This window comes from Streptomyces sp. NBC_00090, assembly GCF_045160815.1.
Classification (GTDB): Bacteria; Actinomycetota; Actinomycetes; order Streptomycetales; family Streptomycetaceae; genus Streptomyces.
The window spans coordinates 5,818,229-5,836,417 of record NZ_CP108224.1; the positions used below are offsets into that span (position 1 = coordinate 5,818,229).

Here is an 18,189-nt window from a genome sequence, read left to right on the forward strand (position 1 = left end):
CCTGCCCGAGCGCACGTCGGCCCTTTTCTCCTTCGCGTACCGCCGACGCCTTCCGCGCCCGGGCTCTCTCCCCGCAGGCGCGGCTTTTCCGTACGTGTCGTTCCGGTGTTCCGGCATTTCCCCGGAAGCCGCCGCTCGCCGCTGCCTGCGTGGAATTCCCCTTTCCCCGCCCGCAGTTCTCCGAGAGGTCTTCTCCGATGCGTCAATCGTCCGTCATTTCGCGCCGCGTGGCAGCGGCCGCCGTCAGTCTCGTCCTGGCCTCGGGCGTCGCCGCCTGCGCGGGACCCGAGGACACCGGCGCCAAGGGAGCCACCTCCGGCAAGGCCGCGGGCACCCCGCAGAAGGGCGGCACGCTCACCGTCCTCAACACCGAGGCCCAGACCGACTTCGACCCGGCCCGCCTCTACACCTCCGGCGGCGGCAACGTCCCCTCCCTCGTCTTCCGTACGCTCACCACCCGCAACCGCGAGGCGGGCGCCGCCGGCAGCAAGGTCGTCCCCGACCTCGCCACCGACCTCGGCCGCCCCAACAAGGACGCCACGGAGTGGACGTACACCCTCAAGGAGGGGCTGAAGTTCGAGGACGGCACGCCCATCACCAGCGCCGACGTCAAGTACGGCATCGAGCGCTCCTTCGCCGCCGAACTCTCCGGCGGCGCCCCCTACCTGCGCGACTGGCTCATCGGCGGCGACACGTACCAGGGCCCCTTCAAGGACAAGAAGGGCCTCGCGTCCGTCGTCACGCCCGACGACCGGACCATCGTCTTCAAGCTGAAGAAGCCCGAGGGCGAGTTCCCCTTCGTCGCCACGCAGACCCAGTTCGCCCCCGTCCCCAAGGCCAAGGACACCGGCGCCACGTACGAGGAGCACCCCGTCTCCTCCGGCCCGTACAAGGTCGTCAAGAACGAGAACGACGGCGAGCGCCTCGTCCTGGAGCGCAACGAGCACTGGGACCCGAAGACCGACGAGGAGCGCAAGGCCTACCCGGACAAGATCGACGTCAGGTCCGGACTCGACGAGGCCGTCATCAACCAGCGCCTCGCCGCCTCCTCCGGAGCCGACGCCGCCGCCGTCACCACCGACACCAACCTCGGCCCGGCCGAGCTCGCCCAGATCGGCTCCGACAAGGAGCTCGCCGCCCGCGTCGGCACCGGCCGCTTCGGCTTCACCAACTACATCGCCTTCAACCCGAAGGTGAAGCCCTTCGACAACCCGAAGGTCCGGCAGGCGATCTCGTACGCGGTCAACCGCACCAGCGTCGTCAACGCCGCCGGCGGCTCCGCGCTCGCCGAGCCCGCCACCACCTTCCTGCCCGAGCAGAAGTCCTTCGGCTTCACGCCGTACGACCACTTCCCGGCCGGGAAGACGGGCAACCCGGAGAAGGCCAGGCAGCTCCTGAAGGAGGCCGGTCACCCCAACGGGCTCACCGTCACCCTGCTGCACTCCACCGCCCAGAACCGCACCACCAGCCCCGAGATCGCCACCGCCGTCCAGGAGGCCCTCGGCAAGGCCGGCATCACGGTGAAGCTGGACGGCCAGGAGCCCAACTCCTTCAACGAGAAGCGCTGGAGCGTCAAGGACGCGCCCGGCTTCTTCCTCTCCCGCTGGGGTGCCGACTGGCCGGCCGGCGGCCCCTTCCTCGCGCCGATCTTCGACGGGCGCCAGATCGTGGCCAACGGCTCCAACTACAACCACGCGCAGCTGAACGACCCGGCGGTCAACAAGGAGATCGACGAGATCAACAAGCTGACCGACCTCCAGGCCGCCGCCGCCCGCTGGGGCGCCCTCGACAAGAAGATCGGCGAGCAGGCGCTCGACGTGCCGCTCTTCCACCCGGTCTACAAGCGGCTCGTCGGCAAGAACATCAAGAACGTCGTCATCAGCGACTGGACCGGCGTCCTCGACATCTCGCAGGTCGCGGTCAAGTGACCGCTCTGACCGACACACCGTTCGCCGACACGTCGGCGCCCGTGGCGGGCACCCCCGCCACGGGCGCCGCCCGGCAGGTCTGGCGGCGGCTCCGTACCCGCCCCGCCGCCCTCGTCTCCGCCGGTGTCCTTCTCCTGCTCGTCGTCCTCGCCCTCGCCGCGCCACTGCTCGCCGCCCTGGAGGGCCAGGACCCGTACGCGTACCACGACGACCTCGTCGACTCGGCCCGCGGCGGCGTCCCGTACGGCTCCTTCGGCGGAGCGAGCGCCGACCACTGGCTCGGCGTCGAACCGGGCACCGGCCGCGACCTCTTCGTCCGCCTCCTCTACGGCGCCCGGATCTCGCTCCTCGTCGCCGTCGGCGCCACCGCGGTCCAGGTCCTCATCGGCGTCCTCGTCGGACTCGCCACCGGGCTCGGCAGCCGCTGGGTCGACGGACTCCTCGGCCGGATCACCGACGTGCTCGTCGCCCTGCCGATGCTCGTCCTCGCCATCGCGCTGACCGCCGTCGTCCCACGGGACTTCCCCCGGCCGCTGCTGCTGATCCTCGTCATCGGCCTGCTCGGCTGGGCGGGCACCTCCCGGATCGTGCGCGCCCAGACGCTCACCCTCAAGAGCCTCGACTTCGTCGCCGCCTCCCGCCTCGCGGGCTCCGGACGGTGGCGGACCGCCCGCCGCGAACTGCTGCCCTCGCTCGCCGCGCCCGTCATCACCTACGCGGCGATCCTCGTCCCCGGCAACATCGTCGCCGAGGCCTCCCTCTCCTTCCTCGGCGTCGGCGTCACCCCGCCCACCCCGTCCTGGGGGCAGATGCTGTCGACCGCGCAGACCTGGTTCCGGGCCGACCCGGCCTACGTCCTGCTCCCCGCCGGACTCCTCTTCGTCACCGTGCTCGCCTTCACCGTCCTCGGCGACGCCGTCCGCGCGGCCCTCGACCCCCGCGAGGCGAGCCGGCTGCGCGTGGGCACCCGTAAGGAGACCTCCCGATGACCCGCTACGTCCTCCAGCGGCTCGCGGGTGCCGCGCTCGTCCTCCTGGCGCTCTCGGTCCTCGTGTACGCACTCTTCTACCTGGCGCCGGGCGACCCCGCCCGGCTCGCCTGCGGGGAGCGCTGCAACCCGCAGCAGATCGCCCAGGTGCGCGAGCGGCTCGGCCTCGACGAAGGCGTGTTCACGCAGTACCTGCACTTCCTCCAGGGGATGTTCGCCGGCCGCGACTACACCACCGGCACCTCCGTCGTGCACTGCGACGCGCCCTGCCTCGGACTGTCGTACCAGGGTGACCAGCAGGTCACCCGGCTCATCCTGGAGCGGCTCCCCGCCACCGCCTCGCTCGCCCTCGGCGCGCTCGTCGTCTGGCTCGTCGTCGGCGTCGGCACCGGACTTCTCTCGGCGCTGCGCCGGGGCGGCCCCACCGAACGCGTCCTGACCGTGCTCACCCTCGCCGCGACCGGCACGCCCGTCTTCATCCTCGGACTGCTGCTCCTCATGGTGGTCTGCGCCTACCTCCAGTGGCTCCCCTTCCCGAGCTATGTGCCGCTGGGCGAGGACCCCGAGCAGTGGGCCTGGAACATGCTGCTCCCCTGGCTGACGCTCGGCTTCTTCGAATCCGCCAAGTACGCCCGCCTCACCAGGAGTTCCACCCTGGAGACGCTTGCCGAGGACCACATCCGCACCTTCCGCGCCTACGGCGTGGGGGAGCGGTCCGTCGTCACCCGCCACGCGCTGCGCGGCGCCGTCCCGCCGGTCATCGCGGTCAGCGCCGTCGACCTCGGCTACGTGTTCGGCGGGGCGGTGCTCACCGAGTCCCTCTTCGGCATCCCCGGACTCGGCAAGACCCTCCTCGACGGGGTGCGCTCGATCGACCTGCCGGTGGTGGTGGGCGTCGTCATGGTGATGGGCGTGGCCGTCGTCCTCGCGGGCGTCGTCGCCGACCTGCTGTACGCCGCCGCCGACCGAAGGGTGGTCCTGAGATGACCCCGCGCGACCCCTCACCCGACACCCCGCTCGTCGAAGTGCGGCACCTCACCGTCGAGTTCGACCGCGACGGCACCTCCGTACGGGCCGTCGACGGGCTCTCCCTCACCCTCGGCGAAGGCCGCGCCCTCGCCCTCGTCGGCGAGTCCGGCAGCGGGAAGTCCACCGTCGCCGCCGCCCTCCTCGGCCTCCACCGGGGCACCGGCGCGCGGGTCGGCGGCTCCGTACGGGTCGGCGGCATCGACGTCGCCACCGCCGGCCCCGCCGAGCTGCGCAGACTCCGCGGCGGGGTCGCCGCCACCGTCTTCCAGGACCCGCTGTCCGCCCTCGACCCCTACTACGCCGTCGGCGACCAGATCGCCGAGGTGTACCGGATCCACGCCGGCGGCACCCGCCGGGCCGCCCGCGCCCGCGCCGTGGAGGTCCTCGACCGGGTCGGCATCCCCGACGCGGCCCGCCGCTCCCGCTCGCGCCCGCACGAGTTCAGCGGCGGCATGCGGCAGCGCGCCCTCCTCGCGATGGCCCTCGCCTGCGAACCCCGGATCATCGTCGCCGACGAACCGACCACCGCCCTCGACGTCACCGTGCAGGCCCAGATCCTCGACCTGCTGCACGAGTTGCGGCGCGAGACGGGCACGGCGCTGCTCCTCGTCACCCATGACGTGGGCGTGGCCGCCGAGAGCGTCGACGAGGTGCTCGTCATGCGCGGCGGACGCGAGATCGAACGCGGGCCCGTGGAGCGGGTGTTGGGCGCGCCGGCGGAGCCGTACACGCGCAGGCTGCTCGCCGCCGTGCCCCGGCTCGACGGACCCGCGCGGACCGCCGAGCCGGCGCCCCGCGGTGAACCGCTCCTCGAAGCACTGGACCTGCGAAGGGAGTTCGGCCGCCGGAGCCGCGCGGTGACCGCCGTCGAGGGAGCCTCCCTCACCCTCCACGCCGGCGAGACCCTGGGCATCGTCGGGGAGTCCGGCAGCGGCAAGACCACCCTCGGCCGCATGCTGGTGCGGCTCCTCGACCCGACGAGCGGCCGACTCCGCTACCGGGGCGCGGAGATCGGCGCCCTGTCGGAGCGGGAGCTGCGCCCGTACCGGCGCGAGCTCCAGATGGTCTTCCAGGACCCCGTCGCCTCCCTCAACCCGCGCCGCTCCGTGGGCGAGTCGATCGCCGACCCGCTCCGCGCGGCCGGGGAGCGCGACGAGACCCGGATCCGCACCCGGGCGCGGGAGCTGCTCGACCGGGTGGGGCTCGAACCCGACCGGTACGGCGCCTACCCGCACGAGTTCAGCGGCGGCCAGCGCCAGCGCGTCGGCATCGCCCGCGCGCTCGCCGCCGAGCCCCGGGTCGTCGTCTGCGACGAACCCGTCTCCGCGCTCGACGTCACCACCCAGGCACAGGTGACCGCGCTGCTCGCCGAGCTCCAGGCCGAACTCGGCCTCGGGCTCGTCTTCATCGCCCACGACCTCGCGGTCGTCCGGCAGGTCAGCGACCGCGTCGCCGTCATGCGCGGGGGCCGGATCGTCGAGCAGGGCACCGTGGCGCAGGTGTACGGGGCACCCCGGGATCCGTACACCCGCCGGCTCCTCGCCGCCGTCCCCTCCCTCGACCCGGTCCTCGCGGCCGAGCGCCGGGGACGGCGCAAGGAGCTGGCCGTCGCCTGACTCTGAGTGACCGCACCACCGCGTACCGCGACAGAACGCGACCGGGGTGGGAAAGTTACGTGCATTCACCCCTTCCGGTGGTGCGACGGACAACCGTCCGTCGCACCACCGGTATCTCCGCTTACGTTCTTCCCGCTGCGAGTCGCCGGACCAACGGTGGCCGCCGTCAAGGGAGATCGGGGGTGTGCTCATGCGGATCGGACTGCTCACGGAGGGTGGCTACCCGTACGCCACCGGTGAGTCCGGACCCTGGTGCGAACGACTCGTACGCGGACTCGGGCAGCACCAGTTCGACCTCTACGCCCCCGGTCCCGCCGGCACCCCGCTGCCGCTGCCGCCGAACGCCCGGCTCGTCCGCACCGGGAACCCGGGCACCGCCGCCCCGGACGCCGAAGCCGGGAACCGCGGCCCCCGGAACCGCGTCGAGCGGGCCGCCCTCGGCGAGGACCGCGCCTCCCGCCGGGCCTACGGACGCCGCGAGCGGCGCCGCTTCACCGAGGGCTTCCGCGCCCTCGCCACCGGCCTCTGCGCCGAACACGACGAGACCTCCTTCGCCACCGGGCTCTACGCCCTCGCCGACCTCGCCCGCGAGCGCGGCGGACTGCCCGGCGCGCTCCGCTCCGACGACGCCGTCCGCGCCCTCGAAACCGCCTGCCGCGCCCCCGGCGCACGCCGGGCCGCGGCCGCCGCCGGCCTCCCCGACCACCTCGCCTTCGCCGACCACCTGGAGCGCGCCCTGCGCCCGCTCTCCCTCGACTGGTACGAGGAGGAGGCGCTCGGCGCCGTCGACCTCTGCCACGCCACCGCCGGAGGCACGACCGCTCTCCCCGGCCTCCTGGCCAAACGCTTCTTCGGAACCCCGCTCCTCGTCACCGAGTACGGCGTCCAGCTCCGCGCCCACTACCTCTCGGCGAGCGTCGCCGACCGGCCGGCACCCCTCCGCGCCCTCCTCGCCGCCCTCCACGGCCGGCTCGCCGCCGAGACCTACCGGCAGGCCGCGCTCCTCACCCCGGGCAACGCCCACGCCCGCCGCTGGCAGGAGAAGTGCGGCGCCGACCGGGACCGGATCCGCACCGTCCACCCCGGCATGGCGGCCGACCGCTTCGCCGTGGTCGGCGAGGACGAGGAGAGCGGCGACCCGACCACCCTCGTCTGGGTCGGCCGCGTCGAACCCGCCCGGGACCTCGTCGCCCTGCTGCACGCCTTCGCCGAGATCAGGGCCCGGCAGCCCGACGTCCGGCTGCGGATCGTCGCCGTGCCCGCCCGCGAGCCCGCCGCCGACGCGTACCTCCTGCACTGCAAGGGCTTCGCGGCCCAGCTCTTCCCCGACGAGGCCACCGGGGCGCACGCCGTCGGCGAGAACCCCGTCACCTTCGAGGAGCTCGGCGGACCCGAGGCGCCCACCCTGGAGGACACCTACGCCTCCGCCGCGGTCGTCGTCCTCTCCAGCGTCGTCGAGGGCTTCCCGACCAGCCTCGTCGAGGCGATGTTCTGCGCCCGCGCCACGGTCTCGACCGACGTCGGCGCGGTCGTCGAGGTCATCGGCGGCACCGGCCTCGTCGTCCCCCCGCGCAACCCCCGGGCGCTCGCCGACGCGTGCCTCGCGCTGCTGCGGGACCCCGAGCGCCGCTACCGGCTGGGCGCCGCCGCCCGCGCCCGCGCGCTCGAACTCTTCACCGTCGAACAGAACCTCAGCGCCTTCCGGGGCATCTACCTGGAACTCCTCTCCCACGCGCCGGTCCGCCACCGCTCCGGGGACGGCGTGCCCTTCGCCCACCCGGCCGAGGCCCACGTGCCGGGCAGCTGGACGCACCAGGCCGTGACCGCGGGCACAGGAGGCCCCGATGCCTGAAGGAGGCACCCCCATGCGCGGCACCGCCGCCCCCACGAGCCCCGGAGCCTGGGACGCCCGCTCCGAAGCCCTCCTCGGCACCCCGGCCCTGACCACGCTCGACGCCGGGGTCCACGACCTCCGCACCGCGGAGGACCCCGTCGACGCCATGGACGCCGCACCGTCCGGGATAGCCCCGGCCGCGTACGAAGGCGAGCCCGCGTACGAAGGCGAGCCCGTGTGCGAAGCCGAGGAACGTCCCGCGTACGAAGGCACGGACGCGAGCACCGACCTGCCCGCGTACGGAGCCGAGGAACGTCCCGCGTACGAAGGCACGGACGCGAGCACTGACCTGCCCGCGTGCGGAGGCGCCGACCGCCCCGACGCCCCGGAGCGCGGTCTCGCGTGGACGGCCGGCCCGCAGGGGCCGCCCCGCGCGGCCGAGCCGGAGGCCGAGGCCCCCGCGCCCGGCGGCCCGGCCGCCGTACCGGCCGAGGGGCCGGGTGCGCCGGCGCCCGCCCCCTCGGCCTCCGCCCCGCGGGCCCGGCGGGGGACCGCCGACCCCGTCAAGGTGCTCATGCACCGGCACCGCGAGCTGTGCGAGCGCGCCGTCGACCCGCTGGAGATCGCCGCCGGGCTCGAAGCGCAGGGGTTCACCGACCGGACCGCGGCCCGCTTCCGGCACCGGGACGTGTTCGCGCTCGCCGAGGAGCTGTACGCGCGCGTCCCCCGCCGACGCGAGACCCCGCCGGCCCCCGCACCGGGCGAGCGGGCCCGCGCGCCCTGGGTGCTCGCCGCCCTCGCGCCCGGCGCCGCCGCCGGGCTCGCCGGGCTCGGGCTCACCCTCACCCACGGCTCCGTCCGCCTCGCCGTCGCCGCGGCCGGCGCGCTCGGGCTCGCCGGGGCGCTGCTCCTCGCCGTCCGGCGCGGACCGCTCCGCGCCCCCGGCGGCCGGACCGTGCCCGCCGCCCGCCTCTGGACCCTCTGGCTGCTGGCGTACGCGGTCGGCGGCGACGGCCTCCTCGCCCAGGTGCTCACGGGCGGCCCCGACGGGCCCTGGGACCTCGCCCCCGGCCCCCTCCTCGCCCTCGCCCTCGCCGTCGCCCCGGCCGCCTGGGGCGCCCACCTCTTCGCGAGCCGGGCCCGCCGCCGGATCGCCGACAGCCGCGGACTCGCCGACTTCGCCGCCGGCGCCAGGCTCCTGCTCCTCGGCACCGTGACCCTCCAGCTCCTCGCCCTCGCCGCCCTCCTGGCCCTCACCGGCTTCAGCGCCGGGGCCCTCGCCCTCGGCGCGCTCCTGCTGCTCGCCCGGCTCCTCACCGTCCACGGCTTCCCCGAGACGGCCTCCGCCGCGCTCGCCGCCGCCTGCGCCGCCGAGGCGCTCGCCCTCGCGAGCGTCCTCGCCGCCCGTGTCCCCGCCCCCGGCTTCGACGCGCTCGCCGCCCCCGTGCGCGCCCTCGTCGACGCCGCGGGACCCGGGGCCGTACCCACCCTCGTCTGCGGTGCCGCCGCGCTCGGCCTGCTGGCCCACGCGACCGGCGCCCTCGCCCGGGCCTCCGCCCACACAGCCACCCCGTGAGAACCCCAGCGAAGGCCGGGCGACCACCGCAACCACCACCCGCCGACCCTCTCGCCGAGACACCTTCTCGCACCCGCGGAGCCGACGCCGCGGGCGTGCCCCGTCACCTCCCTCATCACCTCCCAAGGAGACCGAAGACCATGACCCCTCAACCCCCAGCACCGGCCGGTCGGCACGAAGGGGCCGCACGATGAGGGTGCTACTGCTCGGAGCCAACGGCTTCATCGGCCGCTTCGTCGCCGACCGGCTCCTCGCCGACCCGGCCGTCCACCTCACCGCCCTCGGCCGGGGCGACGACGCCGACGTGCGTTTCGACCTCGCCACCGGCAGCCCGGGCGCGCTGACCCGCTTCCTGGACGCCGTCCACCCCGGGGTCGTCGTCAACTGCGCGGGCGCCACCCGCGGCGGCGCCCGCGAGCTGACCCGGCACAACACCATCGCCGTCGCCACCGTCTGCGAGGCCCTGCGCCGCAGCGGCTGCGGCGCCCGGCTCGTCCAGGTCGGCTGCGCCTCGGAGTACGGGCCGAGCCAGCCCGGCTCCTCCACCGCCGAGGACGCCGTCCCCCGCCCCGGCGGCCCGTACGGGGTGTCGAAGCTGGCCGCGACCGAACTCGTCCTCGGCTCCGGCCTCGACGCCGTCGTTCTGCGGGTCTTCTCGCCCGTCGGCCCCGGCACCCCCGCCGGCTCCCCGCTCGGCCGCCTCGCCGAGGCGATGCGCCGCGCGATGCAGGCCGGGGACGGCGAGCTCAAGCTCAGCGGCCTCGGCGTGCAGCGGGACTTCGTCGACGTACGGGACGTGGCCAGGGCCGTCCACGCGGCCTCGCTCTCCGCCGCCCAGGGCGTCGTCAACATCGGCACCGGCCGCGCGGTCCGGCTCCGCGACGCCGCCGCCGTGCTCGCCCGGGTCGCCGGCTACACCGGCAACCTGCACGAGCTGGACGCCCCGCACGGCATGACACAGCGACCGATGATCGGCGCCCCCCGCACCGAGGGGACCATCGCCGACCAGCTGGCCGCCGCCCCCTACCCGTACCCCGACGGCTGCGGCCCCTGGCAGCAGGCCGACGTCCGCACCGCCCGCGACCGGCTCGGCTGGCGGCCCCGGATCAACCTGGAGGAGTCCCTCGCCGACATCTGGATGGAGGCGGCGTGTCGCATCTGACGACCACCGCGGCCACCGACGCCGTCCAGGCCCTCGGGGTGGGCGTCCCCGGCTACGCCCACCCGCTGCTCGCCCCCGTCGAGTGGGCCGAGCTGACCCGCCCGGGGACCCCGCTGCACTGGGCGGTGCTCAATGTGGCGGAGGGCCCCGGGAGCCGCCCCGACCCGCACTGCCTGGAGGCGGCCGGCAAGCTCCGCAGCGCCGGGGTGCGGGTCCTCGGCCACCTGGACCTCGCGCACGGCTCCCGGCGCTTCGGGGAGCTGGTCTCGGACGCCCACCGCTTCCTCGACTGGTACAAGGTGGACGGCTTCTACCTGGACCGCTGCCCCTCGGACCGGGCGGACCTGCCCGGTGTGCGGCGGCTCGCGGCCACCCTGGAGGCCGTCCTCGGCGGCGAGGCGCACCTCGTCCTCGGGCACGGCACCCACCCCTATCCGGGGTACGCGGAGACCGCCGACCAGCTGGTGACCTTCTCCGGCGCCTGGGCGGACTACCGCTGGTCACAGGTGGCGGAGTGGACCGCCGAGTACGCGGAGGCGAAGTTCGTCCACCTCGTGCACGGCGTCCCGCGCACGCACCTCGACGAGGCGCTGCGGGTGGCCCGCTGGCAGGGGGCCGGGACGATCTTCTTCACCGACCGCGCGGGTGGCCCGGGACAAAGCGCGCCATTCCACTCGCTGCCCGGCTACTGGGACGAAATCGTCTCGCGGATCGGACCGGGTGTCTCGGAATGAGAAGGAGCGTGGCAGTGTTACGGGGAGAACAACCGTACTGACATACCGACAACCGGAGTCCCCGTGTCGCTGCCACCCCTGGTCGAGCCGGCTGCCGAGCTCACCGTAGACGAGGTCCGCAGGTACTCCCGCCACCTGATCATCCCGGACGTCGGGATGGACGGGCAGAAGCGGCTGAAGAACGCCAAGGTGCTGTGTGTCGGCGCCGGTGGCCTCGGCTCGCCGGCGCTGATGTACCTGGCCGCCGCCGGCGTGGGCACGCTCGGCATCGTGGAGTTCGACGAGGTCGACGAGTCGAACCTCCAGCGCCAGATCATCCACAGCCAGGCCGACATCGGCCGCTCCAAGGCCGCGTCGGCCCGCGACAGCGTGCTCGGCATCAACCCGTACGTGAACGTGATCCTTCACGAGGAGCGGCTCGAGGCCGACAACGTGCTGGAGATCTTCGGCCAGTACGACCTGATCGTCGACGGCACGGACAACTTCGCCACGCGCTACCTCGTCAACGACGCGGCCGTGCTGCTGAACAAGCCGTACGTCTGGGGTTCCATCTACCGCTTCGACGGCCAGGCGTCGGTCTTCTGGTCCGAGCACGGTCCCTGCTACCGCTGCCTCTACCCGGAGCCCCCGCCGCCGGGCATGGTCCCGTCCTGCGCCGAGGGCGGCGTCCTGGGCGTGCTCTGCGCCTCCATCGGCTCCATCCAGGTCACCGAGGCGATCAAGCTCCTGGCCGGCGTGGGCGACCCGCTGGTCGGCCGCCTGATGATCTACGACGCCCTGGAGATGCAGTACCGCCAGGTCAAGGTCCGCAAGGACCCGAACTGCGCGGTCTGCGGCGAGAACCCGACCGTCACCGAGCTCATCGACTACGAGGCCTTCTGCGGCGTCGTGTCCGAGGAGGCCCAGGAGGCGGCGCTCGGCTCGACGATCACTCCGAAGCAGCTCAAGGAGTGGATCGACGAGGGCGAGAACATCGACATCATCGATGTCCGCGAGCCGAACGAGTACGAGATCGTCTCGATCCCCGGCGCGCGCCTGATCCCGAAGAACGAGTTCCTGATGGGCACCGCCCTCCAGGACCTCCCGCAGGACAAGCGGATCGTCCTGCACTGCAAGACGGGTGTCCGCAGCGCGGAGGTCCTCGCGGTGCTCAAGTCCGCGGGCTTCGCGGACGCGGTGCACGTCGGCGGCGGCGTGATCGGCTGGGTCCACCAGATCGAGCCCGAGAAGCCGGTCTACTAGGCGGCCGAACGGAGGGCCCGGATCTCGAGACGAGATCCGGGCCCCTTCTCATGCCCCGTCACGGGTCACGCCCCGCTACGAACCGCCCCGCTGGAGCAGGTCTTGCCGTACGCGGGGACCTTGCCGTCCAAGAGGTACGCGTCGACCGTCGCCGTCACGCACGACGACGTGCCGTACGCGCCGTGTCCTTCGCCCTCGTTGGTGACGAGGACGCCGACGCCCTTCCCGAGCTCCTCCGCCATCTTCTCCGCGCCCTCGTACGGGGTCGCGGGGTCCCCGGTCGTGCCGACGACCAGGATCGGGGCCGCGCCCGGGGCGCTCGCCTCCGGGGTCGCCCGCTCGCCCTTCACCGGCCAGTTCGCGCACCAGCCGGCCGTGTCCCAGGCCAGGAACGCCCCGAAGACGGGGGAGAGCCGGCGGAACTCGGGGATCAGCGCCTTCGCCTGCGCGGCGGTCGGGCGCTCGCTGGAGTCGGCGCAGGAGATCGCCCGCTGGGAGTGGGACTGGGTCGAGTAGTGGCCCTTGTCGTCGCGGTCGTTGTACCAGTCGGCGAGCTGGAGCATGGTGCGACCGCTGCCCCCCTCGGCCTCCTCCAGGGCCTGGGTGAGCATGGACCAGTTGGCCTGGCCGTACAGCGTGACGGCGATGCCCGTGAGCGCGAGGCCCTCGGTCAGCCGGCGCTCGCCGACGGTCAGCGGCTCGCGGTCCAGCTTCCGCAGCAGGCGGGCGATCCGCTCCGTGCCGGCCTTCGGGTCCTGGCCGGTGCTCTTCAGGTAGTTGTCCAGGGCCCGCTGGAAGCCGATCGTCTGGTGGCGGGCGTGTCCGGTGGTGTCGGCGGTCGGGTCGACGACCGCGTCGAGGACGAACCGGCCCACGTTCTTCGGGAAGAGGTGGGCGTAGACGCCGCCGAGCTGCGTGCCGTACGAGATCCCGAAGTAGTGGAGCTTCTCGTCCCCGAGGACCTGCCGGATCAGGTCCAGGTCGCGGGCGGTGGCGGTGGTCGTGGTGTACGGGAGGACCGTGCCGGCGCGGCGGGCGCAGCCGGCTCCGAAGTCGGCGCCGTCCGCGAGGTACGCGGCCTCCTCCGCGGCCGTGTCCGGGGTGAGGTCCACCGAGGCCTCGGCGGCGGCCTGTTCGGCGTCGTCCCGGCAGACGACGCCCGAGCTGCGGACCACGCCCCGGGGGTCGAAGCCGACGAGGTCGTACCGCTCGCCGAGCTTCGCGTACTCCTCGGCCGCCTGCGGCAGGATGTCGACGCCGGAGGCGCCCGGGCCGCCGAAGTCGAAGAGCAGCGAGCCGATCCGGCCGCCCTTGTCGCGGGCCTCCTTGCGGATCAGCGCGACGGGGATCGTCGCGCCGTCGGGCTTCGCGTGGTCGAGCGGGACCTTCACCGTCGCGCAGCGCCACTCCGTGCCGGGGCGCGGGCCGCTCTCCGGGGCGGCGCAGCGCTTCCAGTCGGGGCGCTGGCCGGTGAGGGAGGCGGGGAGCGCGGGGGCGGTGGCGGCAGCCGAGGGCTTGGCGTCGGCGGTCGACGGCGGGGTGGTGGTGGACGGGGCCGCCGTCGTGGTTCCGGTCCCGCTCCCGCCGCTCGTGCAGCCCGCGACCAGCAGTCCGGTCACCGCCAGCACCGTCATGCGTACACGTATGGACATGTGTTCCCCCAGGGTCCCGGCAAGGCCGCCCATCCTAGGGGTTGTGCACAGGGGTGTTCGCGGGGGTGTTCGCGGAGGTCCCCACCCGAGCCCGCACCGGGGCGTTCACTTGCAGACGGTTCCGGAGGCCGGCGGCTTCCCGGCCAGGAGGTACGCGTCCACGGCCTTCTTCACGCACGCGTTGCCGCTGTTGTAGGCGCCGTGGCCCTCGCCCTCGTACGTGAGCTCGACGCCGACGCCCTCGCCGAGCGCGTTCACCATCGCCCGCGTGCCCTCGTACGGGGTGGCCGGGTCGCCGGTCGTGCCGACGACCAGGATCGGCGCCGAGCCGGGCGCGGAGACGTCCGGGTTCTCCCAGGTGCCGGGCACCGGCCACTGCGAGCAGCTCGCGAGCGCCCAGCCCATGAAGTCGCCGAAGACGGGGGAGGCCTCGCGGAACTTGCCGAGCCGCTCCTTCGCCTGGCCCAGCGTGTACCGCTCCTTGAAGTCCACGCAGTTGATGGCGGCGTTGGCGGCCTGGATGTTGCTGTAGGTGCCGTTCTCGCCGCGCCCGTTCATCGAGTCCGAGAGGGAGAGGAGCAGCGCGCCGTCGCCGCCGTCGGCCGCGTCGAGCCCCTGCTCCAGATAGGGCCAGTAGTCCTTGGAGTACAGGGTCTGCGCGATGCCGTTGGTGGCCTGCGTCTGGGTGAGCTCGCGGTCGCCGATGCCCGGGATCGGCTCCTCGTCGAGCGAGGCCAGCAGGTCGGTGATGAAGGACTCGACCTCGGCGACGCTCGAACCGGGCAGGGTGCACTCGTCGCCGCGGTCCACACAGTCCTGGGCGAAGTTGTCCAGGGCGAGCTGGAAGCCCTTCGCCTGGCCGAGGGCGCCCTCCTCGACGCCCGCGTCCGGGTCGACGACGGCGTCCAGGACGGCCCGGCCCACGTTCTCCGGGAAGAGGTGGGCGTAGACGCCGCCGAGTTCGGTGCCGTACGAGATGCCGAAGTAGTGGAGCTTCTCGTCGCCGAGGACCTGGCGCATCAGGTCCATGTCGCGGGCGGCGTTCTCGGTGCCGACGTGCGGGAGGGCCGCGCCCGCGTCCCGCTCGCACCCGGCCGCGTACTTCTTCTGCGCGTCGGACAGGGTCCGCTCCTCGGCCGCGTCGTCGGGAGTGAAGTCCAGCGCGTAGTAGGCGTCGAGCTCCTTGTCGGTGGCGCACTCGACGGGTTCGCTGCGGCCCACTCCGCGGGGGTCGAAGGAGACGAGGTCGTAGCGGGAGCGCAGCGACTCGTACTCGTTGGCGAAGCCCGGCAGGCCGGTGACCCCGGAGCCGCCGGGCCCGCCGAAGTTGAAGACGAGCGAGCCGATCCGGTCGGCGCCCGCCCGGGCGCGGGCCCGGATGAGGGCCAGTTCGATGGTCTCGCCCTCCGGGTTCGACCAGTCCAGCGGCGTCTGGAGGAAGGAGCACTCCCAGGCGGCGCCGCCTGGGAGCGGCGAGGGCGCGGCCCCGCCGCCCTCGGCGGCGGACGGCGCCGGGCACGGGCTCCAGACCAGCTTCTGCGCCGCCAGCGCCGAGAGCCCGGCCGATCCGCTCGGCTTCGTCGGCTCGCCGGCGTTCTCTCCCCCGTCCGAGCAGCCGGCGGCGAGCAGCACGGTCGTGGCGGTGATCAGGGCGGCGCGCTGGGCGGCGGAGATCGGCATAGGGCCATGGTGGGCCGCCGTCCGGGCCTCCGCGCGGGGCGGAGGTCCATGCGGGTGGCGGCCCCGCGCCGTGGAGCAGCCGGCTACAGCGCCTCGCGTTTCGTCAGCCAGTTGAAGCAGATCCAGCCCGGGAGCACCGGGAGCCACAGGGTGAGCAGGCGGTACAGCAGGACCGCCGGGGTGGCGACCTCCAGGGGCAGGTGGCCGACGACGACCAGGCCGGCGGTGAGCGCGCCCTCGACCGCGCCGACGCCGCCCGGGGTGGGCGCCGCCGAACCGAGCGCGTTGCCCGCGAGGAAGACGACGGCGACGGTCGCGTAGCTGATCGTCTGGTTCCCGTGGCTGAAGGCCCGGATCGAGGCGTCCAGACAGAGGACGAACACAAGGGTGAGGAGCAGCATCCCGCCGATGCCGGTGAGCAGCTTCATCGGCCGCTGGAGGACGTCCAGCATGCGCGGCACCACACCGGCGAAGAGCGAGCGCAGCCGGGTCGACACGAACTTCCGCATGAAGGGGATCGCCGTCACCACCAGCACCAGCACCGCGACCGTCAGCAGACCGGCGATGACCGTCCTCGACGGGGTGAAGGACTGCGACTTCTCCGTCCCCGTCAGATAGCCGAAGGCGAGCAGGAGCAGGATGTGCGCCCCGAGCCCGAAGAGCTGGGACGCGCCGACGCTCGCCACCGCGAGCCCGGGCCGTACGCCCGCGCGCTGGAGGAAGCGGGTGTTCAGGGCGACACCGCCGACCGCCGGAGGGGCGACGATCTTCACGAACGAGCCGGCGACCTGCGCCGCCACCGTCCGCCAGAAGCCGACCCGCTCCGGTACGAAGCCCAGCAGGCTCATCGCGGCCGCCAGGTAGCTCACGGCGGAGAACAGGAACGCGGCGGCCACCCACCGCCAGTCCGCCTGGCCGACCGTCGACAGCGGCGTCCGGGCGATCTGCGACAGCAGGAAGTACGCGGCGACCGCGCCCGCGATCAGGCTGACCAGCGTCCGCGGCTTGATCCGCTCCAGACGGACCGGCTCCACCGGCGCCTGCGGACGGATCAGCAGCACCTGCCGGCGGATCTGCGCGAGCAGGTCCTCCTCGCGGGCCTCGTCGAGTGCCGTGTCGAGGGCCCGCTTCTCGGCCTTCTTGTCCGCCTTCTTCTCGGCCTTCGTGTCGGCCGGGACGTTCGCCCGGTCCGCCGCGGCCCCGGCCTTCGCGAGCTCCCGCTCGTGCTTGGCCGCCTCGGAGGCCGCGAGCACGGCCTCGCGCTCCCGCTTCGACCGCTCCCGCGCCAGCCTCCGCAGCGTCGCGCGCGTGGAGCGGCTCAGCGCGATCGGCTGGAGCAGCGGCAGACAGGCGGCGACGCTGTCCGGTCCGAGCACCTCCACGGCCGCCGCGACCGTCCGCTCCGCCCCGACCCGCAGGCCGAGGGTGGTGAGCAGCTGGGCGATGTCCATCCGCAGGATCAGGTCCCCGGCGGCGATCTCACCGCCCCGCAGGTCGGTCAGGAACACCCTGCCGGAACGATCCACCAGAATCGCGTCGCCCGCGAGCCTGCGGTGCGCGATCCGGCGCGACTGGAGCGCCCGCACCTGCCGCCACGCGCTGCGCACCAGGTCGTCGGTGATCTCCTTGTCGTCCAGCGAGTCCAGGCTCCGGCCGCCGATGTGCTCGTACACGAGCATCACGGCGTCCGGGCCGAGCTCCGAGGTGGCGATCAGCTTCGGCGCGTTCGCCCCGGCGGCGATCGCCGCGTAGGCGAGGAGCGCCTCCTGCTCCAGGGCCTGGCGCAGGGAGACGATCGACCTGCGGGTGGTGATCGTCCGCAGGGTGATCCGCCGCCACACGCGGTAGAAGAAGCCGTGCGCCTGCTGCTCGCGGTCGACGACGGTGACGTCGAGCGGCGGCCCGTCCTCCAGGGTCACGATGTAGCGGCGGCCCCGGTCCCCGCTGTCCGCCGCGTCGGGCACGCCCTCGGCGCGCAGCGCCGTCACCGGCTTGAAGCCGACCCGGCGCAGGCCGGCGAGGAGGGTCTGCCCGGTGGGCCGGACGTTCGGGGAGCCGACCGCGTACAGAGTGCCGTACGCCACGGTCCAGCCGATCAGCACGGTCAGGATGATCGACAGCGCGGTGGTGTAGCCGGCCACGAGCATCGTGAACGCGTCGAGCAGCAGCACCGCCCAGAGCGACACCCGCCAGCGGGGTCTTCGGGCCATGCCGACCGCGGTCATGTACGCGATGACGGGGGCGAGGTAGTTGTGCACCGGGTCGGTGAGTCCGCCGCCGGACTGCGGCTGGGTCAGCGCGTCCTGGATGGTGCCGGGCGCCGCCTGGGCCACCCAGAGATCGGTGGCGAGGGTGACGCCGTGCGCGAGGACGGCGGCGAGGACGCCGTCGGCGATGCGCAGCCCGTCCCGCTTGATCAGACGTTCGATGGCGAAGGCGACGGGGACCAGCAGGACGGCGATGGAGGAGACGAGGCCGGCGATCTTGACGAAGACGTCAGGGGCGCCGCCGGCGCCCTTGTTGATGTCCTCCTCCAGACCGGAGGTCGTGGCGTGCGCGAAGGCTGCGACGGCGATGACGAGACCGATGGCGAGGAGACCGGCGAGCAGCCGCATCAGGTCGGAGGGCCGGTGGACACGGGCGGCGAGCAGGGGCTCGTCCCCGGAGACCCGCTCGGGCACGTCGGCCTCGCCCCCCTCGGGAGGCTGCGTGTCCTGCCCCATCACCATGTCCGTCTCTGCATGCGCG

General features: G+C 73.9%; 12 protein-coding genes. 9 read left to right on the top strand and 3 right to left on the bottom strand.

Features of this window, described 5'->3' with window-relative positions; genetic code table 11:
* The first annotated feature begins 197 nt into the window (after positions 1-197).
* From OG361_RS26255 to moeZ, 9 genes are all read left to right on the top strand, one after another.
* A complete protein-coding gene (locus OG361_RS26255) occupies positions 198-1,928 on the top strand; it encodes an ABC transporter substrate-binding protein (RefSeq protein WP_405857336.1) in 1,731 nt (576 codons plus the stop codon).
* Entirely contained in the window at positions 1,925-2,917 is a 993-nt protein-coding gene (locus OG361_RS26260; protein WP_405857338.1) for an ABC transporter permease, read from the top strand. Before OG361_RS26255 ends, OG361_RS26260 begins: the two co-directional genes overlap by 4 nt.
* Positions 2,914-3,903: an ABC transporter permease gene (locus tag OG361_RS26265; RefSeq protein WP_405857340.1), complete on the top strand. Its 990-nt coding sequence runs from the start codon at positions 2,914-2,916 to the stop codon at positions 3,901-3,903. Before OG361_RS26260 ends, OG361_RS26265 begins: the two co-directional genes overlap by 4 nt.
* Positions 3,900-5,561: a dipeptide ABC transporter ATP-binding protein gene (locus OG361_RS26270; protein WP_405857342.1), complete on the top strand. Its 1,662-nt coding sequence runs from the start codon at positions 3,900-3,902 to the stop codon at positions 5,559-5,561. The genes OG361_RS26265 and OG361_RS26270 overlap by 4 nt, the downstream gene beginning before the upstream one ends.
* A 190-nt stretch (positions 5,562-5,751) precedes the next feature.
* Positions 5,752-7,413, top strand: a complete 1,662-nt coding sequence (locus OG361_RS26275) for a glycosyltransferase (protein WP_405857344.1) — start codon at positions 5,752-5,754, stop codon at positions 7,411-7,413.
* A 13-nt stretch (positions 7,414-7,426) separates the two neighbouring features.
* Positions 7,427-8,971: a hypothetical protein gene (locus tag OG361_RS26280; RefSeq protein WP_405857346.1), complete on the top strand. Its 1,545-nt coding sequence runs from the start codon at positions 7,427-7,429 to the stop codon at positions 8,969-8,971.
* A gap of 190 nt (positions 8,972-9,161) precedes the next feature.
* Complete coding sequence (locus OG361_RS26285; protein ID WP_405857348.1) at positions 9,162-10,133, top strand: NAD-dependent epimerase/dehydratase family protein; 972 nt, start codon at positions 9,162-9,164, stop codon at positions 10,131-10,133.
* Complete coding sequence (locus tag OG361_RS26290; RefSeq protein ID WP_405857350.1) at positions 10,121-10,867, top strand: spherulation-specific family 4 protein; 747 nt, start codon at positions 10,121-10,123, stop codon at positions 10,865-10,867. The genes OG361_RS26285 and OG361_RS26290 overlap by 13 nt, the downstream gene beginning before the upstream one ends.
* 63 nt (positions 10,868-10,930) lie before the next feature.
* On the top strand, positions 10,931-12,109 hold the full coding sequence (moeZ, locus tag OG361_RS26295; RefSeq protein ID WP_405857352.1) for an adenylyltransferase/sulfurtransferase MoeZ: 1,179 nt from the start codon (positions 10,931-10,933) through the stop codon (positions 12,107-12,109).
* Between the two features lie 65 nt (positions 12,110-12,174).
* Here the strand turns inward: moeZ and OG361_RS26300 are convergent, their stop codons facing one another.
* The 3 genes from OG361_RS26300 to OG361_RS26310 all read right to left on the bottom strand — a co-directional run bounded on the left by OG361_RS26300 (position 12,175) and on the right by OG361_RS26310 (position 18,170).
* Complete coding sequence (locus OG361_RS26300) at positions 12,175-13,761, bottom strand: alpha/beta hydrolase (RefSeq protein WP_405857354.1); 1,587 nt, start codon at positions 13,759-13,761, stop codon at positions 12,175-12,177.
* A 105-nt stretch (positions 13,762-13,866) separates the two neighbouring features.
* Complete coding sequence (locus tag OG361_RS26305) at positions 13,867-15,441, bottom strand: alpha/beta hydrolase (RefSeq protein ID WP_405857356.1); 1,575 nt, start codon at positions 15,439-15,441, stop codon at positions 13,867-13,869.
* An 83-nt stretch (positions 15,442-15,524) separates the two neighbouring features.
* The gene (locus OG361_RS26310; RefSeq protein ID WP_405857358.1) at positions 15,525-18,170 is read right to left on the bottom strand and encodes a flippase-like domain-containing protein; all 2,646 of its coding nucleotides are present in this window, start codon (positions 18,168-18,170) and stop codon (positions 15,525-15,527) included.
* Positions 18,171-18,189 lie beyond the last annotated feature (19 nt).

What these genes read in the sequence shown, in the direction of transcription:
- OG361_RS26265 (WP_405857340.1), top strand. Translation starts at nt 2,914, where the DNA reads ATGACCCGCTACGTCCTCCAGCGGCTCGCGGGTGCCGCGCTCGTCCTC.
- OG361_RS26300 (WP_405857354.1), bottom strand. Translation starts at nt 13,761, where the DNA reads ATGTCCATACGTGTACGCATGACGGTGCTGGCGGTGACCGGACTGCTG.
- OG361_RS26305 (WP_405857356.1), bottom strand. Translation starts at nt 15,441, where the DNA reads ATGCCGATCTCCGCCGCCCAGCGCGCCGCCCTGATCACCGCCACGACC.
- OG361_RS26285 (WP_405857348.1), top strand. Translation starts at nt 9,162, where the DNA reads ATGAGGGTGCTACTGCTCGGAGCCAACGGCTTCATCGGCCGCTTCGTC.
- OG361_RS26255 (WP_405857336.1), top strand. Translation starts at nt 198, where the DNA reads ATGCGTCAATCGTCCGTCATTTCGCGCCGCGTGGCAGCGGCCGCCGTC.
- OG361_RS26270 (WP_405857342.1), top strand. Translation starts at nt 3,900, where the DNA reads ATGACCCCGCGCGACCCCTCACCCGACACCCCGCTCGTCGAAGTGCGG.
- OG361_RS26310 (WP_405857358.1), bottom strand. Translation starts at nt 18,170, where the DNA reads ATGGTGATGGGGCAGGACACGCAGCCTCCCGAGGGGGGCGAGGCCGAC.
- OG361_RS26275 (WP_405857344.1), top strand. Translation starts at nt 5,752, where the DNA reads ATGCGGATCGGACTGCTCACGGAGGGTGGCTACCCGTACGCCACCGGT.
- OG361_RS26280 (WP_405857346.1), top strand. Translation starts at nt 7,427, where the DNA reads ATGCGCGGCACCGCCGCCCCCACGAGCCCCGGAGCCTGGGACGCCCGC.